The sequence below is a fragment of the Blautia sp. OF03-13 genome (assembly GCF_003460685.1).
Classification (GTDB): Bacteria; Bacillota; Clostridia; order Lachnospirales; family Lachnospiraceae; genus Fusicatenibacter; species Fusicatenibacter saccharivorans.
On record NZ_QTVR01000012.1, the window covers coordinates 60,079 to 83,078 of the forward strand.

21 protein-coding genes, 3 pseudogenes and 1 other annotated feature are annotated in these 23,000 nt (G+C 49.5%); of the genes and pseudogenes, 16 read left to right on the forward strand and 8 right to left on the reverse strand.

Going from position 1 to position 23,000, the window contains the following annotated elements; translation table 11 throughout:
* Nucleotides 1-48 precede the first annotated feature (48 nt).
* Both DXA55_RS10745 and DXA55_RS19305 read left to right on the forward strand, forming a co-directional pair.
* Nucleotides 49-1,098 carry a D-alanine--D-alanine ligase family protein gene (locus DXA55_RS10745; protein ID WP_055228033.1) on the forward strand — a complete coding sequence of 350 codons (1,050 nt, stop codon included), beginning with the start codon at nucleotides 49-51 and terminating at the stop codon, nucleotides 1,096-1,098.
* A pseudogene (locus tag DXA55_RS19305) lies at nucleotides 1,095-2,467 on the forward strand (UDP-N-acetylmuramoyl-tripeptide--D-alanyl-D-alanine ligase). The gene DXA55_RS10745 and the pseudogene DXA55_RS19305 overlap by 4 nt, the downstream one beginning before the upstream one ends.
* Here DXA55_RS19305 and DXA55_RS19310 read toward each other — a convergent pair.
* Nucleotides 2,381-2,665 (reverse strand): DUF6783 domain-containing protein, encoded by a 285-nt coding sequence (locus tag DXA55_RS19310; RefSeq protein WP_334294855.1) that lies wholly within the window; start codon nucleotides 2,663-2,665, stop codon nucleotides 2,381-2,383. The pseudogene DXA55_RS19305 and the gene DXA55_RS19310 overlap by 87 nt on opposite strands.
* Between DXA55_RS19310 and DXA55_RS19315 the strand changes: the two genes are divergently transcribed.
* Complete coding sequence (locus DXA55_RS19315) at nucleotides 2,564-2,938, forward strand: DUF6783 domain-containing protein (RefSeq protein WP_334294856.1); 375 nt, start codon at nucleotides 2,564-2,566, stop codon at nucleotides 2,936-2,938. The two genes, DXA55_RS19310 and DXA55_RS19315, sit on opposite strands and share 102 nt — an antisense overlap.
* A gap of 103 nt (nucleotides 2,939-3,041) precedes the next feature.
* Here the strand turns inward: DXA55_RS19315 and DXA55_RS19320 are convergent.
* Nucleotides 3,042-3,446 (reverse strand): annotated as a pseudogene (locus DXA55_RS19320) (lysophospholipid acyltransferase family protein); the annotation flags it as partial.
* Nucleotides 3,447-3,623: 177 nt separating this feature from the next.
* Between DXA55_RS19320 and DXA55_RS10760 the strand changes: the two are divergent.
* From DXA55_RS10760 to DXA55_RS10785, 6 genes are all read left to right on the forward strand, one after another.
* Nucleotides 3,624-4,046 carry a protease complex subunit PrcB family protein gene (locus DXA55_RS10760; RefSeq protein WP_022461788.1) on the forward strand — a complete coding sequence of 141 codons (423 nt, stop codon included), beginning with the start codon at nucleotides 3,624-3,626 and terminating at the stop codon, nucleotides 4,044-4,046.
* Nucleotides 4,047-4,061: 15 nt separating this feature from the next.
* Nucleotides 4,062-5,615, forward strand: a complete 1,554-nt coding sequence (locus tag DXA55_RS10765; protein WP_117814129.1) for a DUF3794 and LysM peptidoglycan-binding domain-containing protein — start codon at nucleotides 4,062-4,064, stop codon at nucleotides 5,613-5,615.
* 110 nt (nucleotides 5,616-5,725) lie between these two features.
* The gene (locus tag DXA55_RS10770) at nucleotides 5,726-7,294 is read left to right on the forward strand and encodes an RHS repeat domain-containing protein (RefSeq protein WP_117814131.1); all 1,569 of its coding nucleotides are present in this window, start codon (nucleotides 5,726-5,728) and stop codon (nucleotides 7,292-7,294) included.
* A gap of 81 nt (nucleotides 7,295-7,375) precedes the next feature.
* Entirely contained in the window at nucleotides 7,376-7,861 is a 486-nt protein-coding gene (locus DXA55_RS10775; protein WP_117814133.1) for a hypothetical protein, read from the forward strand.
* A gap of 99 nt (nucleotides 7,862-7,960) precedes the next feature.
* Nucleotides 7,961-8,518, forward strand: coding sequence for a hypothetical protein (locus DXA55_RS10780; RefSeq protein ID WP_117814136.1), 558 nt, complete (start codon nucleotides 7,961-7,963; stop codon nucleotides 8,516-8,518).
* A 141-nt stretch (nucleotides 8,519-8,659) separates the two neighbouring features.
* Nucleotides 8,660-9,142, forward strand: a complete 483-nt coding sequence (locus DXA55_RS10785; protein WP_117814138.1) for a hypothetical protein — start codon at nucleotides 8,660-8,662, stop codon at nucleotides 9,140-9,142.
* 64 nt (nucleotides 9,143-9,206) lie between these two features.
* On the opposite strand, the gene DXA55_RS19570 is transcribed toward DXA55_RS10785, so the two are convergent.
* Nucleotides 9,207-9,803 carry a LysR substrate-binding domain-containing protein gene (locus DXA55_RS19570; protein ID WP_117814161.1) on the reverse strand — a complete coding sequence of 199 codons (597 nt, stop codon included), beginning with the start codon at nucleotides 9,801-9,803 and terminating at the stop codon, nucleotides 9,207-9,209.
* Nucleotides 9,804-9,886: 83 nt separating this feature from the next.
* Nucleotides 9,887-10,054 (reverse strand): annotated as a pseudogene (locus tag DXA55_RS19575) (LysR family transcriptional regulator); the annotation flags it as partial.
* A gap of 139 nt (nucleotides 10,055-10,193) precedes the next feature.
* On the opposite strand from DXA55_RS19575, the gene DXA55_RS10800 reads away from it, so the two are divergent.
* The gene (locus DXA55_RS10800; RefSeq protein ID WP_022461794.1) at nucleotides 10,194-11,234 is read left to right on the forward strand and encodes a YeiH family protein; all 1,041 of its coding nucleotides are present in this window, start codon (nucleotides 10,194-10,196) and stop codon (nucleotides 11,232-11,234) included.
* 55 nt (nucleotides 11,235-11,289) lie between these two features.
* On the opposite strand, the gene DXA55_RS10805 is transcribed toward DXA55_RS10800, so the two are convergent.
* Nucleotides 11,290-12,105, reverse strand: a complete 816-nt coding sequence (locus DXA55_RS10805) for a Cof-type HAD-IIB family hydrolase (protein ID WP_117814142.1) — start codon at nucleotides 12,103-12,105, stop codon at nucleotides 11,290-11,292.
* Between the two features lie 331 nt (nucleotides 12,106-12,436).
* Here DXA55_RS10805 and DXA55_RS10810 point away from each other — a divergent pair, with 331 nt between their 5' ends.
* From DXA55_RS10810 to DXA55_RS10825, 4 genes are all read left to right on the forward strand, one after another.
* Nucleotides 12,437-13,267, forward strand: coding sequence for an alpha/beta hydrolase (locus DXA55_RS10810; protein ID WP_055219937.1), 831 nt, complete (start codon nucleotides 12,437-12,439; stop codon nucleotides 13,265-13,267).
* A 20-nt stretch (nucleotides 13,268-13,287) separates the two neighbouring features.
* Entirely contained in the window at nucleotides 13,288-13,560 is a 273-nt protein-coding gene (locus DXA55_RS10815) for a hypothetical protein (protein WP_022461797.1), read from the forward strand.
* Nucleotides 13,561-13,639: 79 nt separating this feature from the next.
* Nucleotides 13,640-13,942: a binding site (T-box leader), on the forward strand.
* A gap of 180 nt (nucleotides 13,943-14,122) precedes the next feature.
* On the forward strand, nucleotides 14,123-15,826 hold the full coding sequence (locus DXA55_RS10820) for a proline--tRNA ligase (RefSeq protein ID WP_022462387.1): 1,704 nt from the start codon (nucleotides 14,123-14,125) through the stop codon (nucleotides 15,824-15,826).
* Between the two features lie 74 nt (nucleotides 15,827-15,900).
* Nucleotides 15,901-16,404 carry an NUDIX hydrolase gene (locus tag DXA55_RS10825; RefSeq protein WP_022462386.1) on the forward strand — a complete coding sequence of 168 codons (504 nt, stop codon included), beginning with the start codon at nucleotides 15,901-15,903 and terminating at the stop codon, nucleotides 16,402-16,404.
* 124 nt (nucleotides 16,405-16,528) lie between these two features.
* Here DXA55_RS10825 and DXA55_RS10830 read toward each other — a convergent pair whose 3' ends face one another.
* Nucleotides 16,529-17,827 (reverse strand): dicarboxylate/amino acid:cation symporter, encoded by a 1,299-nt coding sequence (locus DXA55_RS10830; RefSeq protein ID WP_022462385.1) that lies wholly within the window; start codon nucleotides 17,825-17,827, stop codon nucleotides 16,529-16,531.
* Entirely contained in the window at nucleotides 17,827-18,672 is an 846-nt protein-coding gene (gene rfbD, locus DXA55_RS10835) for a dTDP-4-dehydrorhamnose reductase (RefSeq protein ID WP_022462384.1), read from the reverse strand. The genes DXA55_RS10830 and rfbD overlap by 1 nt, the downstream gene beginning before the upstream one ends.
* Nucleotides 18,673-18,884: 212 nt before the next feature.
* On the opposite strand from rfbD, the gene DXA55_RS10840 reads away from it, so the two are divergent.
* Both DXA55_RS10840 and DXA55_RS10845 read left to right on the forward strand, forming a co-directional pair.
* Nucleotides 18,885-20,216, forward strand: coding sequence for an MATE family efflux transporter (locus tag DXA55_RS10840; protein WP_082424625.1), 1,332 nt, complete (start codon nucleotides 18,885-18,887; stop codon nucleotides 20,214-20,216).
* Nucleotides 20,217-20,378: 162 nt separating this feature from the next.
* Complete coding sequence (locus tag DXA55_RS10845) at nucleotides 20,379-21,605, forward strand: dicarboxylate/amino acid:cation symporter (RefSeq protein ID WP_055219933.1); 1,227 nt, start codon at nucleotides 20,379-20,381, stop codon at nucleotides 21,603-21,605.
* A gap of 67 nt (nucleotides 21,606-21,672) precedes the next feature.
* On the opposite strand, the gene DXA55_RS10850 is transcribed toward DXA55_RS10845, so the two are convergent.
* Nucleotides 21,673-22,887, reverse strand: a complete 1,215-nt coding sequence (locus tag DXA55_RS10850; protein ID WP_022462381.1) for a GNAT family N-acetyltransferase — start codon at nucleotides 22,885-22,887, stop codon at nucleotides 21,673-21,675.
* Nucleotides 22,888-23,000 lie beyond the last annotated feature (113 nt).

The window sequence follows — 23,000 nt, forward strand, 5'->3', positions numbered from 1 at the left end:
GCTTAAGCATCACAGCAGAAGCACATCAAATAAAGGAGATTTTGATAGATGAAAATAGTAGTATTAGCTGGAGGAACCAGCACGGAACGTTCGGTATCCATTACATCGGGAACTATGGTCTGCAAGGCACTCCGCGAGAAAAACCATCAGGCAGTTCTGGTAGACGTTTTCTGCGGTATCGATGTGAAGGGGAACCTGGAAGATGTATTTGCAGAGGAGGCGTACGATATAGACAAAGCAGCAGAATATATGCACAGCTTTGATGCAGGATTAAACGAAATGATCGAATCCCGCCGCAGATTTTTCGGACCGAACGTACTGGAACTCTGCGAGGCAGCGGATGTTGTTTTCCTTGCCCTGCATGGCGCAAACGGAGAGGACGGAAAGGTACAGGCTACGTTCGATCTGCTCGGCATTCCGTATACCGGAACGGGCTATTTAAGCAGCGCCCTCGCAATGGACAAATCCATCACAAAACAGTTCTTCCGTGCACACCATGTGCCGACCCCGAACGGCGTGACCCTGAAAAAAGGCCAGGAGAGCGAGCCTTTGTCCGGCTTTGGCCTGGAGCTTCCGGTTGTCGTAAAACCGTGCTGCGGCGGTTCCAGTGTCGGTGTCTATATTGCACACACGAACGAAGAATACTGGCAGGCTATGAAGGATGCTTTCTCCTACGAACCGGAGGTTGTCGTTGAGGAGTATATCGAGGGAAGAGAGTTCTCCGTTGGCGTGGTAGACGGAAAGGCTTACCCGATCATCGAGATTGCACCGATCGAAGGCTTCTATGATTACACGAACAAATACAAAGCCGGAGCTACTGTTGATACCTGCCCGGCCGTACTGACGGAGGAGCAGACGAAAGAAATGCAGAAGCACGCAGAGGACGGCGCTGCCGCTCTCGGTATCGAAAACTACTGCCGTCTCGACTTTATGATGCGCAAGGACGGAAGAATGTACTGCCTCGAGGCAAACACCCTTCCGGGCATGACCCCGACCAGCCTTCTGCCGCAGGAGGCACAGGTACTCGGCATTTCCTATCCGGAACTCTGCGAGCTGCTGATCCAGCTTTCTCTCAGAAAAAGAGGTAACAACGCATGAAAAATATGACACTTGCGCACATCACAGAGGTGTGCGGCGGAATCTACTTCGGACCGGAAGAAAAGAAAACAGCGGAAGTCACGGATATCGTGACGGACAGCCGGAAAGCGGGAGAGGGAAGCCTCTTCGTTGCAATTCCGGGTGAGCGTGTGGACGGCCATAAATTTATCCCGAACGTGGCTTCCCAGGGCGCACTTGCTGTCATTTCCGAGCAGAAACTTGAAACACCGCCATGCCCGTATATCCTCGTGAAGGATTCCATGGAGGCCATTAAAGCAATGGCAGAATACTATATGCAGCAGCTCAATATTCCGGTTGTCGGCATTACGGGAAGTGTTGGAAAGACCAGTACAAAGGAGACGATCGCGTCGGTGCTGGCGCAGAAATACCGTGTGCTGAAAACGGATGCGAACTTTAACAATGAGCTGGGACTGTCACTTACTGTTTTCCGCCTGCGCGAGGAGGATGAGATGGCGGTTCTCGAGATGGGAATCGACGATTTCGGCCAGATGCACCGTCTGGCGAAGATCGCGCGCCCGGAGACTGCAGTCATCACGAATATCGGCTGGTGCCATCTGGAAAATCTGAAGACGCGAGATGGTATTTTACAGGCAAAAACCGAGATCTTTGATCATCTGCGTGAGAACGGGCACATTATCATCAATGGGGACGATGATAAGCTGTCTACTGTTGGAACGGTTCACGGCATCAAGCCGGTTCATTTCGGATTGGATGAAAAGAACGAATATTATGCCGATGAGATCGAGAGCCAGGCTTCCGCGGCATTTCCTGCCGGATTCATACCCCGCAGGGGAGCTTTTCTGCACTGATTCCGATTCCGGGACGCCATATGGTTTACAATGCGCTGGCCGGAACCGCAGTCGGATGCATGTACGGGCTGACGCTGGAGCAGATCAAACAGGGAATCGAGACACTGCAGTCGGTGAGCGGAAGATTCCACATCATCGAGACAGGAAAATACACCGTTGTTGATGACTGCTACAACGCAAACCCGGTTTCGATGAAGGCATCTCTCGATGTTCTGAAAGAGGCGAAGGGAAGAAAAGTGGCCGTGCTCGGCGATATGGGAGAGCTTGGAACCGATGAGGCAGCACTCCACGCCGAAGTCGGCACACACGCCGGAACCTGCGGCATTGACGCCCTCTACTGTGCGGGACCGCTCTGCGAGCATCTTGCAAAAGCGGCAAAAGAGGCAGACCCGAAACTGGAAATCCGCCATTTCGCAGACCGCGAGAGCCTGATGGCAGAACTGCCGAAACTCTTACAGGACGGGGATCAGATTCTGGTAAAGGCATCGCACTTTATGGAGTATGGAAAGATTGTGGAGATGCTCTCCGTAGAGAAATAAGAGTATAAGACAGAAAAAGAGCCGGACACTTCTGGAAAAAAAACAGAAGGGTTCGGCTCTTTTTCTAGAGCGTGTCTGAAAAAGGCTTTTCGCAAGCTGCGAGTCCCACTTTGTGGGAGATTTTGTTCGAATGAGGGCGGCGTAGCGGGCTACGGCAACCGAATGAGGGCAAAATATACCGCAAAGTGGGGCTTGCAGCTTGCGGAAATGGTTTTTCAGACACGCTCAGGCCAGTCATTGATTTTATCTTGCCGGATTTTCTTTCAGCTGTTCCAGCAGAATGTTTTTCGTATAATTTCCAATCTCTTTTTTCTCTTCCTTCGTAAGCTCGCCCGGAATGATCGGCTTGCCGTACGTTACGGTAACGTGGGTACCGCGGATCTTCGGAAAGTGTGCTTCCAGAATCTCGCTGGAACCGGAGATGGAAAGCGGAATGATCGGACAGCCGGTTTTCGTTGCCATCTTGAATGAACCGTTGTGGAACTCGCCGAGCTCCAGCTCGCTCTCCGTCTTGCCGCGGGTGCTCCGGGAAGATACAGATGGAAGTGCCGCTCTTGATCTCCTCACATCCGGCAAGGATCATCTGCAGACCCTGTTTGATGTCGGAGCGGTCGAGAAACAGGCAGTGGATGAGATCCATCCAGTTCTTTAAGAGCGGAATGCGCGCCAGCTCCTTTTTCGCTACGAATCCGCAGGAACCCGGAACCGTTGTGTAGGTTACGAGAATATCAAAATAGCTGCGGTGATTGCCGATGTAGAGAACGGCACGATCCTTCGGAACATTTTCCTGCCCTTCCACTGTGACCTTCGTGCCGGCGAAAAACAGAATCACGCGGAAAATCCAGCGGATCAGCGCACGGCTTACCTTATCACAGACCTCCGGCTTTTTCTTCCGGATCAGAAGCAGAACAAGAAGCACCGGGATCGACAGAATCAGATACAGAAAAGCGGTCAGAATGACCAGAATAAAACGAATCATGAATCTTTTTCTCCTCTTGGTAAAAATAGTGATATTCAGTTATTGCGTACTTTTCAGTATACGTCATATATGGGGCGGGTTGCAATAACTTTCGTCTTTTTCGGAAAAAGATTTTGCGTCATAGAAGACTGTGGCCCGTCATACAATGGATAGAAAGAGCAGGAAGCGGCGTTTGAAATGATGAAGAAAAAGAGACGGGGAAGAGTTCTTCTGGCGGCGGTGATCCTGATGCTCCTGGCATCGTGCCGGATCACAGATGTAAGCGAGGGCGAGCGGAAAGAACTGTCGTATGCGATTGTAAAGCCGGGCGATTTTCCGCCGGAAATCGATCAGATTTTGCGCAGGAAAAAAGAATCCGCGTTCCAGATGGCGTACGAGAGCGGGGACGATCTCTACATACTGCGCGGCTACGGAAAGCAGAAAAGCGGAGGCTTTTCCATACAGATCGAAGAAGTATCGAAATCGGAAAACGCCGTTTTCGTGCGGACAAAACTCGTCGGACCTGCCGCAAAGGAGGAGCAGAAAGGCGCCGCCTCCTGCCCTTACGTCGTGCTGAAAACGAAAGCGGCGGCGGGAATCTCAGTCGTATTTGAGGATTAGAGTGGGAGGAGCCTTATGGATTTTGTAAAAAAGATTCTGCATCAGATCAGCAGAAAAAGCGAAGCGGTGTCACAGATTACGTTTGATGAGGACTACAATGTGCCGGACGCACGGCCCGATGTGGGGCGGATGATTCAGAAAAAAGGCGAGGTGACGATCGGGGATGTGCAGATTTCGGAAGGAAAAGCGCGTGTATTCGGCGGCCTCACCTTTCATCTGCTGTACGTCTCCGACGGCGAACGGCGCCGGATCTGCCAGCTCTCCGGCGAGCTTCCGATCGACGAGACGATCCATCTCGATGGTCTGACAGGGGGCGACAAGGTCTGCATCACCTGGGAAGTGGAAGATCTGAACCTGCATCTCATCAACTCGCGGAAGCTGGGCGTGCGCGCGATCGTCACGCTGCACGCGTGGATCGAGGAACTGTGCGACCTTGCCGTGCCGATGGAAATCCGCGGGGAGAGCGACGTCGCGGTGAAGCGGAAAGAATACCGCGTGGTTGAGCTTGCAGTGCAGAAAAAAGATGTGCTGCGTGTCAAAAAGGAGCTTACGATTCCGTCCGGCAAGCCGGAATTGCACGAGATTCTCTGGCAGGATCTGGAAGTGCGCGGTCTCGATCTCCGCTCTGAAGAGGGGCGGGTCAGTGCGCAGGGAGAACTCTTTGTCTTCTGTCTGTACAGCGACGGCGAGGAGGATCACCCGCTGCAGTGGGTGGAGCAGGCGCTCCCGTTCCAGGCAGAAGTGGAATGCCAGGGCTGCATCTCCGAGATGATCCCGCGGATCGAAAGCACACTCGGCCAGACCACACTCGAAATCCAGCCCGATTCCGACGGCGAGGAGCGGGTCCTGCAGGCGGAGGCCGTACTCGAACTTGACATCTGTCTGTATCAGGAAGAAACCGTATCACTTCTGCAGGACGTTTACCATCCGCACCGAGAATGCATTCCAAAAGTGCAGGAGGAGACTTTGGAGAGCCTTCTGATCCGCAATTCCTCCAAATGCCGCCTGACCGACAAACTGCAGATGCGCGTGCCGAAAAATAAAATTCTGCAGATCTGCCACAGCGACGGCAAAATCAAGATCGACGAGGAAAGAATCGTAGAAAACGGCATCGAAGTAACCGGTGTGGTGGAACTCAGGGCGCTCTACGTGGTCAGTGACGACGAAATGCCGTTCTACGCCGCCGAAACCGCCCTCCCTTTCCGCCACACCATCGAAGTCCCGGGAATCGGACCGGACTGCCGCTACGAACTCCAGTCCTCCATTGACCAGCTCTCCACAACCATGCCGGACAGCAGCGACATCGAAGCCAAAGTCGTACTGAACCTGAACGCCCTCGTCTTCCGCCGCAGAAAAGAGATGGTAATGCAGTACGTCGAAGAAAAAGACCGAGATCCGGAAGAACTGCAGAGCCTCCCGGGCATCACCTGCTACTTCGTCAAGCCGGGGGATACCCTGTGGGATATCGCAAAGAAATTTTATACGACAACGGATAAGATCAGGGAATTAAATGAACTGAAAACCGAAACACTCACACCGATGCAGCAGTTATTAGTGGAGCGGGTATAGCGGAAAAGACAGCCTACTGCCTTAAGAATGGAGTTAATCCATCAGGCAGCAGGCTGTCTTTTTGCGAGTTCCATGCCGATCTGCATTGCAGAAAGAACAGGTACACTTTTGTGCCGGGAAGAAAAGCGGGAATTACAACCTTGCTTCTCAAAGAAATCAACAATAACGGAAAGAAACTGTCCTTTGTTTATGATGCTGTGGGAAATATTGTTACGATTTCCGAGAATGGTGTTCAGAAAGTAAAATATACGTATAATGCTTTGAGTGAACTGACCCGTGTGGATTCTGCATGGGAAAATAAGAGTATTACGTATACCTACGATGCCGGAATGAATATGACGTCCAGAAAAGAGTATTCCTATACAACGGGAACACTGGGCAATGCGGTAAAGACAGATCTGTTTACCTACCGTGCTTCAGGATGGAAAGATCAGCTTATTTCCTATAATGGCAGCAGCATTTCCTATGATGCGGTCGGCAACATTACAGCTTATCAGGGAAAAACGCTGACCTGGTACAGAGGAAGTCTGCTGCAGAGTCTGACTTTAAACGGAAAGAAAGCAGTTTACCATTACGACAGCGAAGGACACAGAGTCCAGTGGAAAGACCTGAACGGAATCAGCCATAAGAACTACTGGTGCGGAAACAAACTGATGGGAACGAAGTATGGAGATGTACTGGTTCAGTTTGTTTACGGTGCGGATAAATCCCCGCTGATGCTGAAAAAGGGAGAAAAAGAGTATTATTACTTGTACAACAGCCAGAATGATGTCATAGGACTGATTGACAGCGATGGAAAACAGGTAGTAAACTATTCTTACGATGCATGGGGAAAACAGACTGGTCTGACCGATATCAGCGGAGAAAATATCGGAAAACTAAACCCATTCCGTTATCGTGCTTACTGCTACGATGACGATACCAAACTCTATGTCACCGCCAGCCGTTATTATGATCCGGAATTGTGCAGATTCCTTTGTGCGGACAACTTTGATGCTGCAAAAGCGAAAATGTTTAGCATGAATGGAAAGAACCTTTATGTGTACTGTTGCAACAATCCGGTGAATGCGGTAGATGATGATGGTGATTTTGGAATTTTAATGCTGGCATTCCCAGGAATCGATCCCAGAAAAGTAGCATGGAATATCTTAAAAGATGTATTTGTATATGCGGTACAGTGCGGAATGGCGAATGAGAAAGTAACCTTAGAAGGAATTGCAGAGGTGGCCATAGAAAGTGCAATCAGTAGTGTTTTGGGAGATAGCCAAGGAATTATCTTTTCAGTAGTAGTAAGTGGTTTGAAAGGAGGATATTTAGAGTATCAGGAATCAGGAGATATGGCAAGAGCAATGGGGGCAGGATTTTACGATGCTATAATGACCTTGTTAGAACCTAAAACGTATAACGCATATGTAAAAAATGAAACTATTGAGAATGCATTGGGTGCTTTTACAGACTTTTTTCAGTCTCCATTACTGAGCTATCCCAAAAGCGGTGTTTTGGATGGAGTGTTTGGAAAACCCAAGAAACAGGCAAATAAAAATGGATCAACACTTAAGAAAAACAGCAACATCAACTTTAGTACAAAAAAAGTTGGGGGGAAAAAGAAGAACTGGCAGAGTAATAAGCCTGCAATTTCCAGAAAAATGCAAAATATAGGACTTCCAGCGCTTAGATAGAAAAGTTTTAAGATGCCTTTGCGCGAAGAAAAATAGTTTTGTACAAAGGCAAAGCGTAAGAAATAACGAGGAGAAGATTGTATGAAAGTAGTATGGGGAAAATTTGGTACCGGCGTAGACCTGATTGTGTGTGCTATTAGTAGTTATTGGTGGGTGAGCCTGTGGGTAAATGAAAAAGATGCGTTCCACGCCTATTCATTAAAAACAAGTATCATAGTGTTTCTAGGAATAATGTTCTTTTTAAGCATAGCAGCTTATGGAACTGTGACATTTCTACTAAAACGAATTTATATTTATGAATGGGGAATAATGTTATCTTTTTGGGGCTATGAAAAAAAGATAGAATGGGAAGATTTTACTGTGATACAAAGATACAATGATCATTTTTTCTTCAACATATCGAAACAGAAAGATGACAGTTTGTTCTGGTGTACCTATCACCCATTTACCAGTATCATGATATTCGACAAGTTCCGCGGACCGGGCTGGGGAATTATACCGCTCAGTGCTGACGAATTTGGTGAACTCCTCACTTCATACGGTGTCAAGTATACAGAAAGTAAATAACATACAAAAAGAGTGGAAGTGTTCTGAGTTCTGGTGTTTTTACGGGGAAAAGAGAGTAGTATAAATACATGTATAATTACAGCTTTGGAGGAAAAACAGTTGCTTGACTGGATTAATGTTTTTAAAGTAAACCGGAAAATTAAGTCCCGTCTCTGGCCGTGGATCAAGATTATTTTGAGTATTATTCTTTTCTTTGCGGTATTTTACGGGGATACGTATGTTCACATTCTGGATAAAACAAAGACGGGACGAATCGTGGAAGCACTGATTCTGGTTGTGTTTTCGTTTCTGGACTATCTGGTCTGCTTTATTTCCGTAGCTGAAATGGACTGCCTGAAGGACCGGCGGTACGCGGCGGCGAAAGAAAGCGGCGAATTTTATAAGGTTTCTGAAATAGAAAGCTCTCTGTTTAATTATGTACCGCGTACCTATACGATTTATTACCGGAGGGGTAGCAGAAGACTTACATTCGGTGTACGGACAAGAACGACAGGAAATCCGCTGGAAATGGGAGGCAGGGAATATTTCATAGGACCGACAGGAAAGCGGGAACAGATCGTGAAAGACCTCGATGCGTTGATGAAAGAAGTAAAAAAATACGCAAGATTTGACAAAGTCCTGGTACAGACAGTGAACGGAGAACCGGTAAAGAGATGATGATGCCGGTTCTCCGTTGGTTTTTGTAAATGGATTGACAAGGAGAGAACTTGCCATACGAAGGGATGAACTTTCAGAAGTAATTGAAAAATACCAGATTGAGTTAAAAAAAGTAAAGTAAGAGAAGGTGAATAACGAGCAATGAAAATAAAAAGTTTTCTGCCATCCAAAATAATTGCATGTATGGAATGCTTTGGGCTTTATGTGACATTAGTATATTTGTTTGTTGAACTAAAACCTGAAAAGCATGAAGCAGTCATTTACCTATGTTTTCTCTATGGGGTGATATGTCTCGGATTAACCGTGATATTCTATAATCTTCGAAGAGTATATTTTTATCGGGAAAAGTGTGTTCTTCATTTTGGAAAATATTCAAAAACAATTTCGTGGGAGGAATTTGAAGTAAAACGAATCGTTCAGTTTAAAAAAGATACATGGCATGAAATTTGTTTTTCTTTATATCCAGGTATAGACGAGCATAACATGGATTATTTTCATCCGTTTACGATTGTTATAATAACGTTGGAAGATGGTTATTATTGGGCTGACGGATTGTTTATGAAAAGTGAAGATATTGTTCCTGTTCTGGAAGATTATGGAATTCAATTTACAGAGAGAAAATAAGGAAGAGGGCAAACAGTAAACGGAGAACCATAAAGCGATGATGCCGGTTCTCCGTTTTTTTCTGTCACCTTTCCAGAAACTGATGCGCCCAATGCCCAGCGTCCGTATTTTTGAGGTAGACGACATTCAGTTCGTGCGCCCCGGTGAGCGGGGGGCAGAAGAAGCGGCCGAAGCGGGGGTCGTCTTTGACGACGGCCTCGTAGACGAAGCTGATGCCGCAGTTTTCGCGGACGAGTTCTTTTAACAGCTTAAAGGAACTGATGCAGGCACAGTCGGAGAAGGCGCTGACGTGGTAGCCGGACTGGGTGAGTTCGCGTTCGAGAATTTTCCGGGTGCCGGAGCCTTCTTCGCGGAGGATCAGGCGCTCGGAGAAGAGATCCGGGATGGGGATCTGCTTTCCGGCGAAGGGGTGGTCTGCGGCGCAGATGCCGAGATACGGTTCCTCGCGGAGCAGGAAAAAGTCATAGCGCTGCTTGTCAAAAAGCCCTTCCAGGACAACAAAATCGAGTTCGCCGTCTTCCAGTTTTGCGAGAAGATGGGCCGTGTTGTCGACAAGAAAGTGAAGCTGCTGGTCCGGTTTTGCAAGAAAGCGGCGGATTTCCGGCAGCAGAATATATCGCCGATGGATTTTGTCGCGCCGATGCGGAGCAGAGTCTTTGATTTTTCGTGAAGACGCGCGAGAAGCATTTCTTCGTTGTAGCGCAGAGAAAAAGCATACTGCTCGAGAAGGTCGCCTTCCCGCGTCTTCTGCAGCCGCCGAGCCTGGTACGTAAAGAGGCGGACACCGTACTGCGCCTCGAGCGCCTGAATGTGCTTGCTGACGGCAGGCTGCGAGAGATGGAGCAGTTCGGCGGCGCGGCCGTAGTGCATCGTCTTGCAGAGCGTCAAAAAAGTTTCCAGTTTCTGATCCATAAAAACTCCTTTGTAAAATTATTCATAACAAAATGGAATGAATGCATTCTTGGTTATGCGTTTATTTTATCATGGAAGCATATTAAAATAAACGGGCAAAGAGAGAAAAAAGGAAAAAGAAAGCTGGAGGAAACGTATTGTGAAAAACGTAAAAAAAATGATTCCCGGAGCGGCGATTGCACTGGTAATTGCCGCTGCGGCGAAATTCCTGGAAAGCCTGGAGGAGAGCGCCGGACTGCACTTTATCGGGGCGTCGGTCATCGCCATGTTTATCGGTATGATTGTGAATGCCTTTTACAAGCCGAACAGCGTGACAGCGCCTGGAATTAAATTTACATCGAAGAAGATCCTGAAATTTGCGATTATTCTGCTCGGGGCGAGCCTGAATATCCGCACGGTGCTGACGGTCGGAAGATTTTCCCTGACGGTTATGGTATTTACCCTGGCAACGTGCTTTGGCCTCGGCGCACTGATCGGAAAAGCACTTGGACTGAACTGGAAGACGAGCAGCCTCATCAACGCCGGCACGGGTATCTGCGGCGGTTCCGCGATCGCGGCAATCGCGCCGGTCATCGAGGCGACCGATATGGACATTGCCTATGGCCTCTCCGCAACGTTTTTATTTGATACGGTCATGATTGTCGTATTCCCGATTCTCGGTCACTGGATGGGCCTTTCAGATGCCGCGTTTGGCCTCTGGGCCGGAACTGCGGTCAACGATACATCAAGCGTCGTTGCCACCGGTTACGCATTCAGCGAGGCCGCCGGTGATTTCGCAACCATGGTAAAACTGACACGGACCCTCGCAATCATTCCGGCTGTTCTGGCATTCGCCGCCATCAACGTACATCTGAAACGGAAGGCGCAGGCAGCAGAAGGAACCGCCGTAAAGGTAAGCATCAAATCCATTTTTCCATGGTTTATCTTAGGTTTTCTCGCCATGTCAGCACTGACCTCCTTAGGTCTTATCCCGGCAGGCACAGCAGCCGCATTAAAAACCATCAGCAAATTTCTGATGGTGGCCGCCCTTGCGGCCATCGGCCTGAATACCGATTTCAAATCCCTCTGCCGCTCCGGCGCAAAGCCGATGCTGCACGGATTCATCATTTCGCTGCTGGTAGTCCTGGTAGCGATTGCAGTCGAATTTGCGATCGGCATTGCGCCGCATGGGGTACTGTAAAGAAACAGAGAATTAAAAATCCAGGCATCCGTATAGGATGCCTGGATTTTTTGATTCAAAACGGGTTTGTCGTTTCCTTCAAAAACGTTTTCAAAACCTGCAGCACCCCGTTCTCCCAGTACGGCGGGCAGGTGTGTTTTGCTGAGGCGATGACTTCCGCTCGGGCGTTGGAGACGGCGTAGCTTTCGCCAGCGTTCTGAAGCATCTCGATGTCGTTCAGGTTGTCGCCGAAGCAGCAGACTTCGTCTGGGGTAAGGCCAAAGTAGTTCATCAGAAATGAGAGACCGGTCCATTTGCTGACGCTGCGGGCGTTGCAGTCCAACCATTCCTTACCGGCGACAGCGAGTTTTGCCTGATGATTCCACGCCGGGATGAAATTTGGGGAGCAAAGCTCTTCACAGGAGGTTGGATGGTAGATTGTGAATTTGATAATGTCCTCGTTTTCTACCTTCGATAGATCCGGTACTTCGCGGACATCGAAGCCGTAGGAGTCGCGGAGCCAGTGAAACATGCGGCTTCCGGCATCTTCGGCGAGGCAGTAGTCCGGGGTGGCGGCAAAGCAGTCGCAGGACGGAAGTTCGTCGTGTACCATGCGGCACATGGATTTCCAGAGTGCCGTTTCCATCGGATATGTTTTCAGAATCTTTTCCGGTGTGCGCACGACAGTTCCGCCATCGGAGATGTAGAGCAGGCGGTCCTTGATCGGAGCGAAAAGCTTCTGTTCACTGGAAAACTGGCGGCCGGAACAGACAACAAAATGGATGCCCTGGTCGACAAGCCTGGAAACAACAGTCATATATTCCGGGTCGATCAGAAGTGTGCCGTCTTTGACGAGCGTTCCATCGACATCGGTTGCAATCAACTTTATCATAATAGAAAATCTCCTTATCTTGTCACAGAAAAAATTCAAACTATAGCAAGACCAGAAAATAACGCAAAAAAGACAGTGCTGCAGGGCGCGAATTACAAGGAACGGATTTGAAGGCGTACCGGGGTACGACGAAAATCCGTGACGCAGTAATTCACGTTCTGCAGTGCTGAATTTTTTGCATTATTTTCTGGGATTGCTATAAACATGATTATATCGTGAATTGCTTCGGGGTGCAAGCCGGAACCGGAGGAACGCAAAACTCCACGTTGACGAAATGCGGAAATAAGGCGTAAAATAAAGAAAAATATATATCCACAGGGGGATTTTTATTATGGCATTTATTCAGGTAAGCTTCATGTCAAAAACTTTAATGCGCACCGTACCGCTGCAGGTTATTCTGCCGGTCGACAAATTTACCTTTGGGCAGCCGGAGCGCGAGGAAAAACCGTTTAAAACGCTGTATTTGCTGCATGGCATTTTTGGGAATGAGACAGACTGGGTTCATGGAACCAGAATCCAAAGATGGGCAGAGGAGAAAAACCTTGCCGTTGTCATGCCGGCCGGCGAGAATGCGTTTTATGTGGATCAGCCGTCCATCGGTGCCATGCACGGACAGTTTATCGGAGAAGAACTGGTTGAGATTACAAGAAAAATGTTTCCGCTGTCCAGAAAAAGAGAAGACACCTTTATCGGAGGCCTTTCCATGGGTGGTTTTGGCGCACTCAGAAATGGCCTGAAATATCACGATACCTTCGGGGCTGTGATCTGCCTGTCCGGTGCACTTCATGTGCTGGAAAATCCGGAAGAGAGCAGAGCGGACAGCTTTGCACATGAAGAAGGTTATTTCGGAAATCTGGTCGAAGCAGCAAAGAGTGACAAAAACCCGGCTGTTCTTATCGAGCAGTTAAAGGAAGCACGGAAAAAAGATCCGTCTGTCAATGTGCCGACCGTATTCCAGGCGTGCGGAACAGAGGACGGACTTCTGGAAGTAAACCGTCTCTACCATAAACGGATGGAAGAGAGCGGCATGGACATTGTCTACTATGAGAGCAAGGGTGGCCATGAATGGGATTTCTGGGATGAGTGGATCAAAAAGGCACTGGACTGGCTGCCACTTGAGGAAAAGACGGAAGGTCTGAACAGCGGAAACGTAAATGTTTAAAGGAAAAAGGGAGACAGGCAATGCCAGAAACGAGAAATGACGAATTGTACCGTGCGTTAAAACACAACGGTTACCCGGACGACTTCTGCCGGGAAATTGCATACCGCCAGATGAACACCGATTTTACCGCCACGCGGATGCTCGGCTATCTCTACCGCGTCACAAGCCCGCGCGCCGAGGACGTTGTCGATGAGATGCTGGCTATCCTGAGTGACCGCAAAGCATGGATTGAGAAAAAACAGTCTGAGGAAGCCCAGGCGGCAATCAGCAGAATGTATCGGGAAGGCCTGTAACCTGGGCGGGCGTTTATGCAGAAAAAGCAGAAGGAACGGGCTTGCATTCTTTTCCGGTTTCTGCTACAATCAGTGCAGTGAAAAAGCGACGAAAAGAAACAGTAGCGACAGAGCGCATTCAGAGAGAAAGCGGCAGGTGAAAGCTTTTTGCAGAATCTATCGTGAACCGGTCTTGGAGCTGTGCACCGAAGAGAAGAAAATCCATCAGGAAAAATTTATTTCGTAGGCTGCACCGGGATCTCCCGTTACAGAGAAGGTACAGAGAGCAGAGATCACGCGTATTACAAAATACAAAAATCGTGGGGTACAAATGCTTTGTGTCAGAGTGCAGGAGTTTTCCTGAATTTAGGTGGTACCGCGGATAAAAAAATTCGCCCTAAACTGCAGCTTGCGGTTTAGGGCTTTTTTCTGTTTGAAAACGAAGCATCTAACTCGTTACTTCAGTGATGAGTTAGATGCGTAAAATGTTGTATAAAAGCTTAAAATCGGACAGGCTGGAATGTTCTCGCGTCTGGAAGATTTCAGATGTTGAAAACCCAAAGAATAAGGAGGAAATCAGAAAATGAAACTTGAAAAATTAGTAGGAGAGCGCTTCAAAGAAAGACCTGCTGACTGTGTCATCGACAGCCATGCTATTATGGTAAAAGGCGGATACATCAAATATATGGCAAACGGAATCTATTCTTCCTATCTGCCGCTGCGCCGCATTGTGCGCAAAATCGAGCAGATCCTGCGCGAGGAGATGGACAAAATCGACGGCCAGGAGGTGCAGTTTCCGGTTGTCATGCCTGCTTCTCTGTGGGATGAGTCCGGCCGTTACGATAGCATCGGCGATGAGCTGCTGCGCTTCACCGACCGCAACAATGCCAAAATGGTACTCGGCATGACCCACGAGGAGGCAGCCGTACACCTTGTACGCGAGTATGCACAGAGCTACACCAAATATCCGTTTATGATCTATCAGATCCAGACAAAATTCCGTGATGAGGCCCGTCCGAGAGCCGGACTGATCCGTGTGCGTGAGTTTACGATGAAGGATGCTTACTCCTTCCATACCAGCCAGGAAGATCTGGAGCAGTATTACGAGAAATGCCACGCAGCATACGAGCGCATCTTCGAGCGTGTCGGCGTGCCGGAGGTGGTATCTGTCAAATCCGATTCCGGTATGATGGGCGGCAACATCTCCCATGAGTTCATGCTTCTGACTCCGGTCGGAGAGGATTCCATCGTTCTGTGTGATTCCTGCGATTACAGAGCCAACATGGAGGCAGCTGAGAATATTTCCGACATCGCAAGAGACGCAGAATCCGCTGCACTCGAAAAGGTTTATACACCGAACGTCCACACCATTGAAGACGTCTGCAATTTCTTCGGAGACGAGACAAAGAACTCCTGCAAAGCCGTTGTTTATCAGCAGAATGTCGATGATAAATACGTTGTCCTTTTCATCCGCGGCGATCTCGAAGTCAACGAGACGAAGCTGGTCAACTTCCTCGGCGAGCAGGTTCACGCAGCCGTGATCACCGAAGAATGCGGACTGAACGCAGGCTATATCGGACCGGTGAACCTGAAGGTGAACGGAGATGCCGTTGTTCTCTATGATAAATCCCTCGAGGGAAGAAACAACCTTTCCTGCGGAGCCAACGAGGCAGAGCATCATTACAAAGGACTCGACATGGAGCGCGACGTTCCGAATGCCGAGTATCACGATTTTGCAAAAATCCAGGAGGGCGGCATCTGCCCGAAATGCGGCAAAAAGACCGTGAAGATCTCCAGAGGTATCGAGGTCGGAAATATCTTCCAGCTTGGAACCAAATATACAAAATCCATGAATATGACCTATGTCGATGCAAATGGCGAGAGCAAGACCCCGATCATGGGATGCTACGGTATCGGTGTCGGCCGTCTGGCAGCATCGGTCTGCGAGGCACATCACGATGAGTACGGCCCGATCTGGCCGAAAGCTATCGCTCCGTGGCAGGTACACCTCTGTGCAGTCCGCGTCGATGACGAGGAAGTCAGAGCATATGCGGACAAGTTGTACGAGGATCTGCAGAACGCAGGCATCGAAGTGATCTACGACGACAGAAGCGTCAGAGCCGGCGTAATGTTTGCCGATGCCGACCTGCTCGGCATTCCGCTGCGCATCATCGTAAGCCCGAAAAACATGAAACAGGGCGTTGTCGAGGTTGCATCCCGCGATAAGACTCTGAAAACACAAATTCCGCTGGAAAATGTAATGGAAGAGATTAAACAGTATCTGTAATGATTCAGAACCATGCGACAGGGAAGAAAAATCGCGATGGGGCTCGGAAGAAGTTCGACAGGAGAAAACACGATATGGAACTCTGGGATATCTATGATGAAAATAAACAGCCGACCGGCCGTACGATGAGACGGAATGACTGGCATATGAAGCCGGGCGAGTTTCACCTGACCGTACTCGGCGTAATCGCAAGACCGGATGGGACCTTTCTTATCACAAAACGTGTCATGACGAAAGCCTGGGCACCGGGCTGGTGGGAGGTTTCCGGCGGCGCGGCACAGGCAGGAGAGAGCTCCTGGGAGGCCGTGCGCCGTGAGGTCAGAGAGGAAACCGGACTCGATGTGAGCAAGGCTGACGGCGGTTATCTCTTTACCTACCGGCGCATCAACCCGGATGAGGGAGACAATTACTTTGTCGATGTTTATCGCTTCGTGATGGATATCAAAGACGAAGATCTTCATCTTCAGGAGGAAGAAACAGACGGCTACCGTTTTGCTACATTGGACGAAATCAAAGGGTACGCCGCAGAAGGTAAATTCCTGCATTACGACAGCATCCGCCAGGCATTTGAACTGTAACAGAAAAATAAGATAAGAAAAACGCGTTCCCGCCGGAAACCACAGGGGTTTCCGAAAACGGGAACGCGTTTTCTTAGCCTTAGAGCGTGTCTGAAAAAGGCTTTTCGCAAGCAGTTTATTGCAGTTAATCGCGATTGAATACTTCGCGGTTGAGCGCCTTTTCCTGATGGCTGACAATCGTTGTGCAGACAGCATCGCCTGTGATGTTGACGGCGGTACGCAGCATATCGAGAATACGGTCGATACCCATGATAAGAGCGATACCCTCCGTTGGCAGTCCGACGGAATTCAGTACCATAGCCAGGGTAACAAGGCCGACACTTGGGATACCGGCGGTACCGATGGAAGCCAGTGTTGCGGTAACAACAACCGTTGCGAGGTTTGCCGGGGTCAGATGAATACCGTACGCCTCTGCGATGAAGATGACAGCGACACCCTGCATAATGGAGGTACCATCCATGTTGATGGTTGCGCCGAGCGGAATGGTGAACGAAGAAATCTGCTTCGAGACACCCATCTTTTTGTTCAGTGTATCAATCGACATCGGGATTGTCGCGTTGGAGGTTGCGGTGGAAAATGCAAATCCCATAACCGGAAGGAATTTTTTCACGAATTTAATCGGATTCAGCCGTGTGAATACGAACAGAAGAACCTGATAAATGACGAAGCACTGCAGTGCCAGCGCCAGTGTTACATTTCCCATGTATTTCAGCATCGGTGCGAACGCAGAAAAGCCGACCGTTGCAAAGGTACGTGCAATCAGACAGAAAACGCCGACCGGAGCCACCTTCATGACCGTCATGGTCATTTCCATCATGACATCGTTAAACTGGCTGATAAAGTTGGAAACGACCGAAGCGCGGTTTCCGAGCTTTGCCAGCATTACGCCGACAAACAGGGCGAATACGATGATGGGAAGCATATCGCCGTTTGCCATGGAACCAATCGGGTTCTTCGGGATGATGTTGAGCAGTGTATCCACCAGGCTGACGCTGGAATCTGCTGCTGTCGAGGACAGGTCGGCTTTCTGAACCGCACTCATGTTAAGTCCGAGCCCCGGGTGAATGAGCAAGGCGGTTCCAAGTGCGATGCAGACGGCAAGTGCTGTGGTAACAAGGTAAAAGCCGATCGTTTTTACGCCGACCTTTCCGAGGGTTTTGCTGTCTCCGATGGACATACTTCCGCAGACGAGGGAGCAGAAGACAAGCGGTACGACAAGCATCTGCATCAGGCGGATAAAGCCCTGTCCGATGACATACAGCACACCTTCTACGATGACGGTGTCCTTGATATAGCTGGACGGGATCCAATAGTGAATCACCACGCCGAGCAGCGCACCGGCCAGCAGGGCAATAAAAATCTGGGTGGAAAGCCCGGGCTTCTTTTTTGACTTTTCCGTTGTTTCTTTTCTGTTTCGGACCATTATTCGATTCCTCCGGTTTCTTCGAGATATTCTTTCAGTGCCGTTTTCCAGTCGGGCGGCTCAGGAATACCGGTCAGGCGGAGCATCATGTTGTCCAGAACAGAATAGGTCGGGCGGACATCATCGCGTGCGACAACCGGGTAGAGATCAAGGTCACCGGTTTTTCCGGTATACTCGAGGATGGTTCTTGCAAACTCATAGCGGCTGCAGCTTCCGGGGCAGACAACGTGGTACAGACCATACTCCTCGTTGTCGATAAAGTGGCAGATCACGCGCGCAAGCTCAAAAGCACTGGTCGGAGCCGCATACTGGTTGTTTGGAACCTCCATCGTGCCGCCCTTTGCCGCATTACGGAGTACTTCGTCCACAAAATCGCGGCCGATCCCGTAAATCCAGGAGCTTCGGATGATGACAAAGCGGTTCAAAAGCTGTGTCAGGATTTTCTCTCCGGCCTCTTTTGATTTTCCGTAGATCGTACGCGGATGTACGGTATCAAACTCGTTGTACGGGATGCGGGATTCCTTGTCGAAGACGTCATCCGTTGAGATCTGAATAACCTTTGCGTCGATATCATTGGCGGCAAGCGCTACGTTGCGCACACCGATGGCATTGACACGATAGGCTTCGTCGATGTTTTTTTCACACTCGGCAACGTCGGTCATACCGGCGCAGTTGATGATAACGTCGGGACGGTTGACATAAACGAACTGTGTGACTTCATCGATTTTGGTAATATCAACCTCGTGAATATCCGTTGGAAGAAGCTGATATTCCACACCCTCCAGCAGTTCCAGAAGGGCAGTACCGATGTGGCCTTCGGCACCTGTAATCCATATTTTTTTCATAGGTTCTCTCCTGTCCTTGATTTATATACAGAAAAACTGTAATTGTATTTATTTTACCTGTGGACTTTACAGAAGTCAATAAATTATGGAAAGTCTCTGTGCAGAACCGGAAAAAAGTGGTATCATTTCTGTATATGTCTGCGGTGTAAGACTGCATATCTGCTACAAAAGAAGGAGGAGTATTTTTGAAAAAGAACAAATATGAAATCGACATGTGCAACGGCACGATTATGGACAAGCTGATTTCCTTTTCGCTGCCGCTGATGGTGTCCGGCATTCTGCAGCTGATGTTCAACGCGGTGGATATCATCGTCGTCGGACGGTTCAGCGGAAGCCAGGCGCTTGCGGCTGTCGGATCGACAACGGCACTCATCAACGTGTTCATCAACCTGTTTATGGGAATCTCGCTCGGTGCGAATGTGCTTGCGGCGCGGTATTATGCAGCGGGGCGCGACCGGGAGATGTCGGAAACGGTACATACATCGATCATGCTGGCGCTGATCAGCGGCGTTGTGATGGCGTTTGTGGGCGTATTTTTTGCAAAAGGCGCGCTGGAGCTGATGGATACACCGGCGGATGTCATTGATCAGTCGGCATTGTATATGAGAATTTACTTTATGGGAATGCCGTTTTTCATGCTGTACAACTACGGTGCGGCGATTCTGCGTGCCGTCGGCGACACGAAGCGGCCGCTGTATTTCCTGATTGTATCGGGTGTGATCAACGCTGGTCTGAATATGTTCCTCGTGATCGTGTTCAGTCTCGACGTGGCAGGTGTGGCGATTGCAACGGTGGTTTCGCAGGCGATCTCCTGCGTGCTGGTTCTGCGGTGCCTCTATAAGAGCGAGGGAAGTTATCAGCTCCGGTTTTCGAAGCTGTGCCTGAAAAAGGATTACATCATCCCGATTTTCCAGGTCGGCATCCCGGCGGGTATTCAGAGTACCGTCATCAACTTCTCGAACGTGCTGCTGCAGTCATCCGTCAATTCCTTCGGTTCGATTGCAATGGCAGGCTACACGGCGGCCAACAATGTGCTGGGATTTTTATACACCTCAGTCAACTCCGTCACCCAGGCGTGCATGAGCTTCACAAGCCAGAACTACGGTGTCGGAAAATACAAACGAATGGATAAGGTGCTGATCGACTGCCTGATTCTCTCCAGCGGCATGGCACTGGTGATGGGTGGCGGCGCGTATCTGTTCGGTACGGAAATCCTGCAGATTTACACCGGGGACCCGGAGGTTATCCGCTGCGGTATGGAAATTCTGTCGATCACGACGGTTCCGTATTTCCTCTGCGGCATCATGGACCTCTTCCCGGGAGCCCTGCGCGGTATGGGATGCTCGGCGGTGCCGATGATTCTGTCCGTCATCGGAACGGTCGGAACGCGAATCGTGTGGATCTTCGGCATTTTCCCGCAGCACCGCTCGCTGTATGTGCTGTTCATTTCGTATCCGGGATCGTGGATCATCACGATTATCATGCAGGTGATCTGCTATCTGATTGTGCGGAAGAAAGTCCACAGCCGGGCAGCAGCCGTATAAAAAAGAAAAAAAAGACCAAAAGCCAGAAAAACCGCGGATAAATCCATTTTTAAGTGGAATTATCCGCGGTTGTGTGATAAGATGGCTGTATGCGAAGAGGCAGGTAGAAGATACAGGGACACCTGCCTCTTACTCTGTGAAAAAGGAGAGAAGAGAGAACATATGAAAAAGTTTTATGCATGGTATCAGAAGCATATTACAGGTGCGATCTTTACCGGACTGATTCTCGGTATCTTAACCGGACTTCTTCTGGCGGACCGCTTTACGCCGATTCTGACCGTAACCGGCGTCATCGGCGGCATCTACATGAACGCCTTGAATATGATGATTTTCCCGATGGTATTCTGCTCAATTGTCATGGGTATCTGCAGCATCGGAAATGCAAAAACGACAGGTAAGATCACCGGCTACTCGATGATTTTCTTCCTGTGCACCACCGCGATTGCAAGTGCAGTCGGCATTATCATTCCAAGACTGATCCGCCTCGGAAAGGGAGTCCATTTTGAGATGGCAACTTCCGATATCCAGGCGACCGAGATGACCAGCATCCTCGACACGATCAAAAACCTGATCCCGTCCAACCCGGTGAAGGCGTTTGCGGAGGGCAACATGCTCCAGGTACTCGTGTTCGCTGTCGTTGTCGGCTTTACGCTGATTGCGGTCGGAGAGAAGGGACAGCCGCTCTTAAACGTGATCGACTCCCTGAATGAGGTCTGTTTAAAAGTCATCAGCACCGTTATGTACTTCACCCCGATCGGTGTCTTCTGTACGATCGTGCCGGTTGTCGAGGCAAACGGAACCAAAACCATCGTTTCCTTGGCAACCCAGCTCATCATTCTGTATGTGGCATTCTATGGATTTGCGATCGTCGTCTACGGCGGCGCTGTAAAACTCATCGGAAAGACGAGTCCGGTCAAGTTCTTTAAGGCGATCATGCCGGCAGCCCTGAATGCATTCGGAACATGTTCCAGTTCCGCGACGATCCCAATCAGCAAGCGCTGTGTCGAGAAAGAACTCGGCGTTTCGAACCAGATCAGCAGTATCGCAATCCCGCTCGGTGCCACCGTCAATATGGATGCGGTATCGATCCTGATGTCGTTTATGATCATGTTCTTCGCAAATGCCTGCGGCATCAACGTCAGCATTTCGATGATGGTGATCATTCTGCTTGCCAACGTCCTGCTTTCTGTCGGAACACCGGGTATCCCGGGCGGCGCGATCGCATCATTCGCAGCACTCGCCACGATGGCAGGTCTTCCGGCCGGCGTCATGGGCGTTTACATCAGCATCAACACACTGTGTGACATGGGTGCCACATGCGTCAACGTCATCGGCGATATGGCAGGCTGCGTTGTGCTGCAGGAGAAAATCAAACTGGAAGAAAACTAAAAAATGTTACATAGAAAAAGAGGGATTCCTTTCACGGGAGTCCCTCTTTTGCAATGCGTAAAATAAATTAAATATAGTCCGAAACATATGGAATATGGTGGAAGAGCAGGTCATCCAGGCATTCCACAGTCTGCGGCGTCGTTTCGATGCGCGCCATCTCATACAGCTTGGAAGCCGTCTTGTAGCCGAGCAGCAGTGTCGTGAGCGATGCGATCGTCATTTTCATCACATGGTCCGGCTCGCGGTCGGTCGGCACACAGTGTCCTTTTTCAAAGAAGAATGTGAAGCTGTCATTGTTCCACGGAAGCAGCTCATCCTCGATCTCAAAACGGATACACACATCCGGCTCGTCCGGGTCGCAGGCGTAATGTTCCATAAACTGCACGACATCGATGATACGCCCCATCGAGTACGGGCGAATCGTTTCTTTGATATCGCTGTCCTCAAGCTCGAACGCGATGGGTTCACTGTAGTAGTTATTTCCTTTGACCTCATCGATCATGGAATCGTGCGCATGAATATACTCCCAGAGTCCCAGCTGCGCTTCGCGGTTCAGATAGATCATCTCTTTGATATGCATGATATCGGAGCTGATCAGATAGACCATGTAGCCGTACGGCACATCATCAGCGGAATAGTAGATCGCAACGACGGTATCATCCTCATCCCAGCGGAAATATTCTTCCCACGCCAGATTGTTGCGGTAGAGGCAGCCGTGCGTCTTCGAAGCAAATTTGGTATGTAGTTCCTTGAAATCCTTGTCATCCCATGCCACGCGGCGCACATAGCCAGGGGCTTTGAGTTTCCGCGGCACCTGCGTGTCCTTGATGGTGTACGTCATCTTATTGGAAATGATTTCCCATCCGAGATTCCGGTAGAGCGGAATAGAGTAGGGATAGAGAAGCGCAAAGGAACGGTGGTTTTCCCGCATGCGCGTGAGACTCCGGATCATCAGCTTTTTCATGATGCCCTGGCCGGTGTATTCCGGGTAGGTGCAGACGCTGGTGACAAAACCGACGGGATAGCGGACACCGTAGATATTCATGTCCAGCGGATAAACCGCGAACTGTGATACCAGATCCTCCTCGCAGAAACAGCCGAGCACATCGGCACGGACGAGAACCGGGAATTTGGACTGCTTGATTTCATCGTCTTTCCATCCGCTTTCGGAAAGCTCCTGCTCTGTAACCTGAAAGGCGTAGCGCAGAAGTGCATTGTACTGCTCTGCGTCGTCGATGGTCAGCGGGCGGAAGGTTAAGTTCGAATCTTTCGTTTGAATCATGGATTACTCCCTCATTTTATTGTGAATCAAAGTATAGTGAATCAGATACTTTATTTTTTCGTAAATATTCTATCATAAGAAATGGAATTTGTGCAGTTAAAAATAAAGCCCAT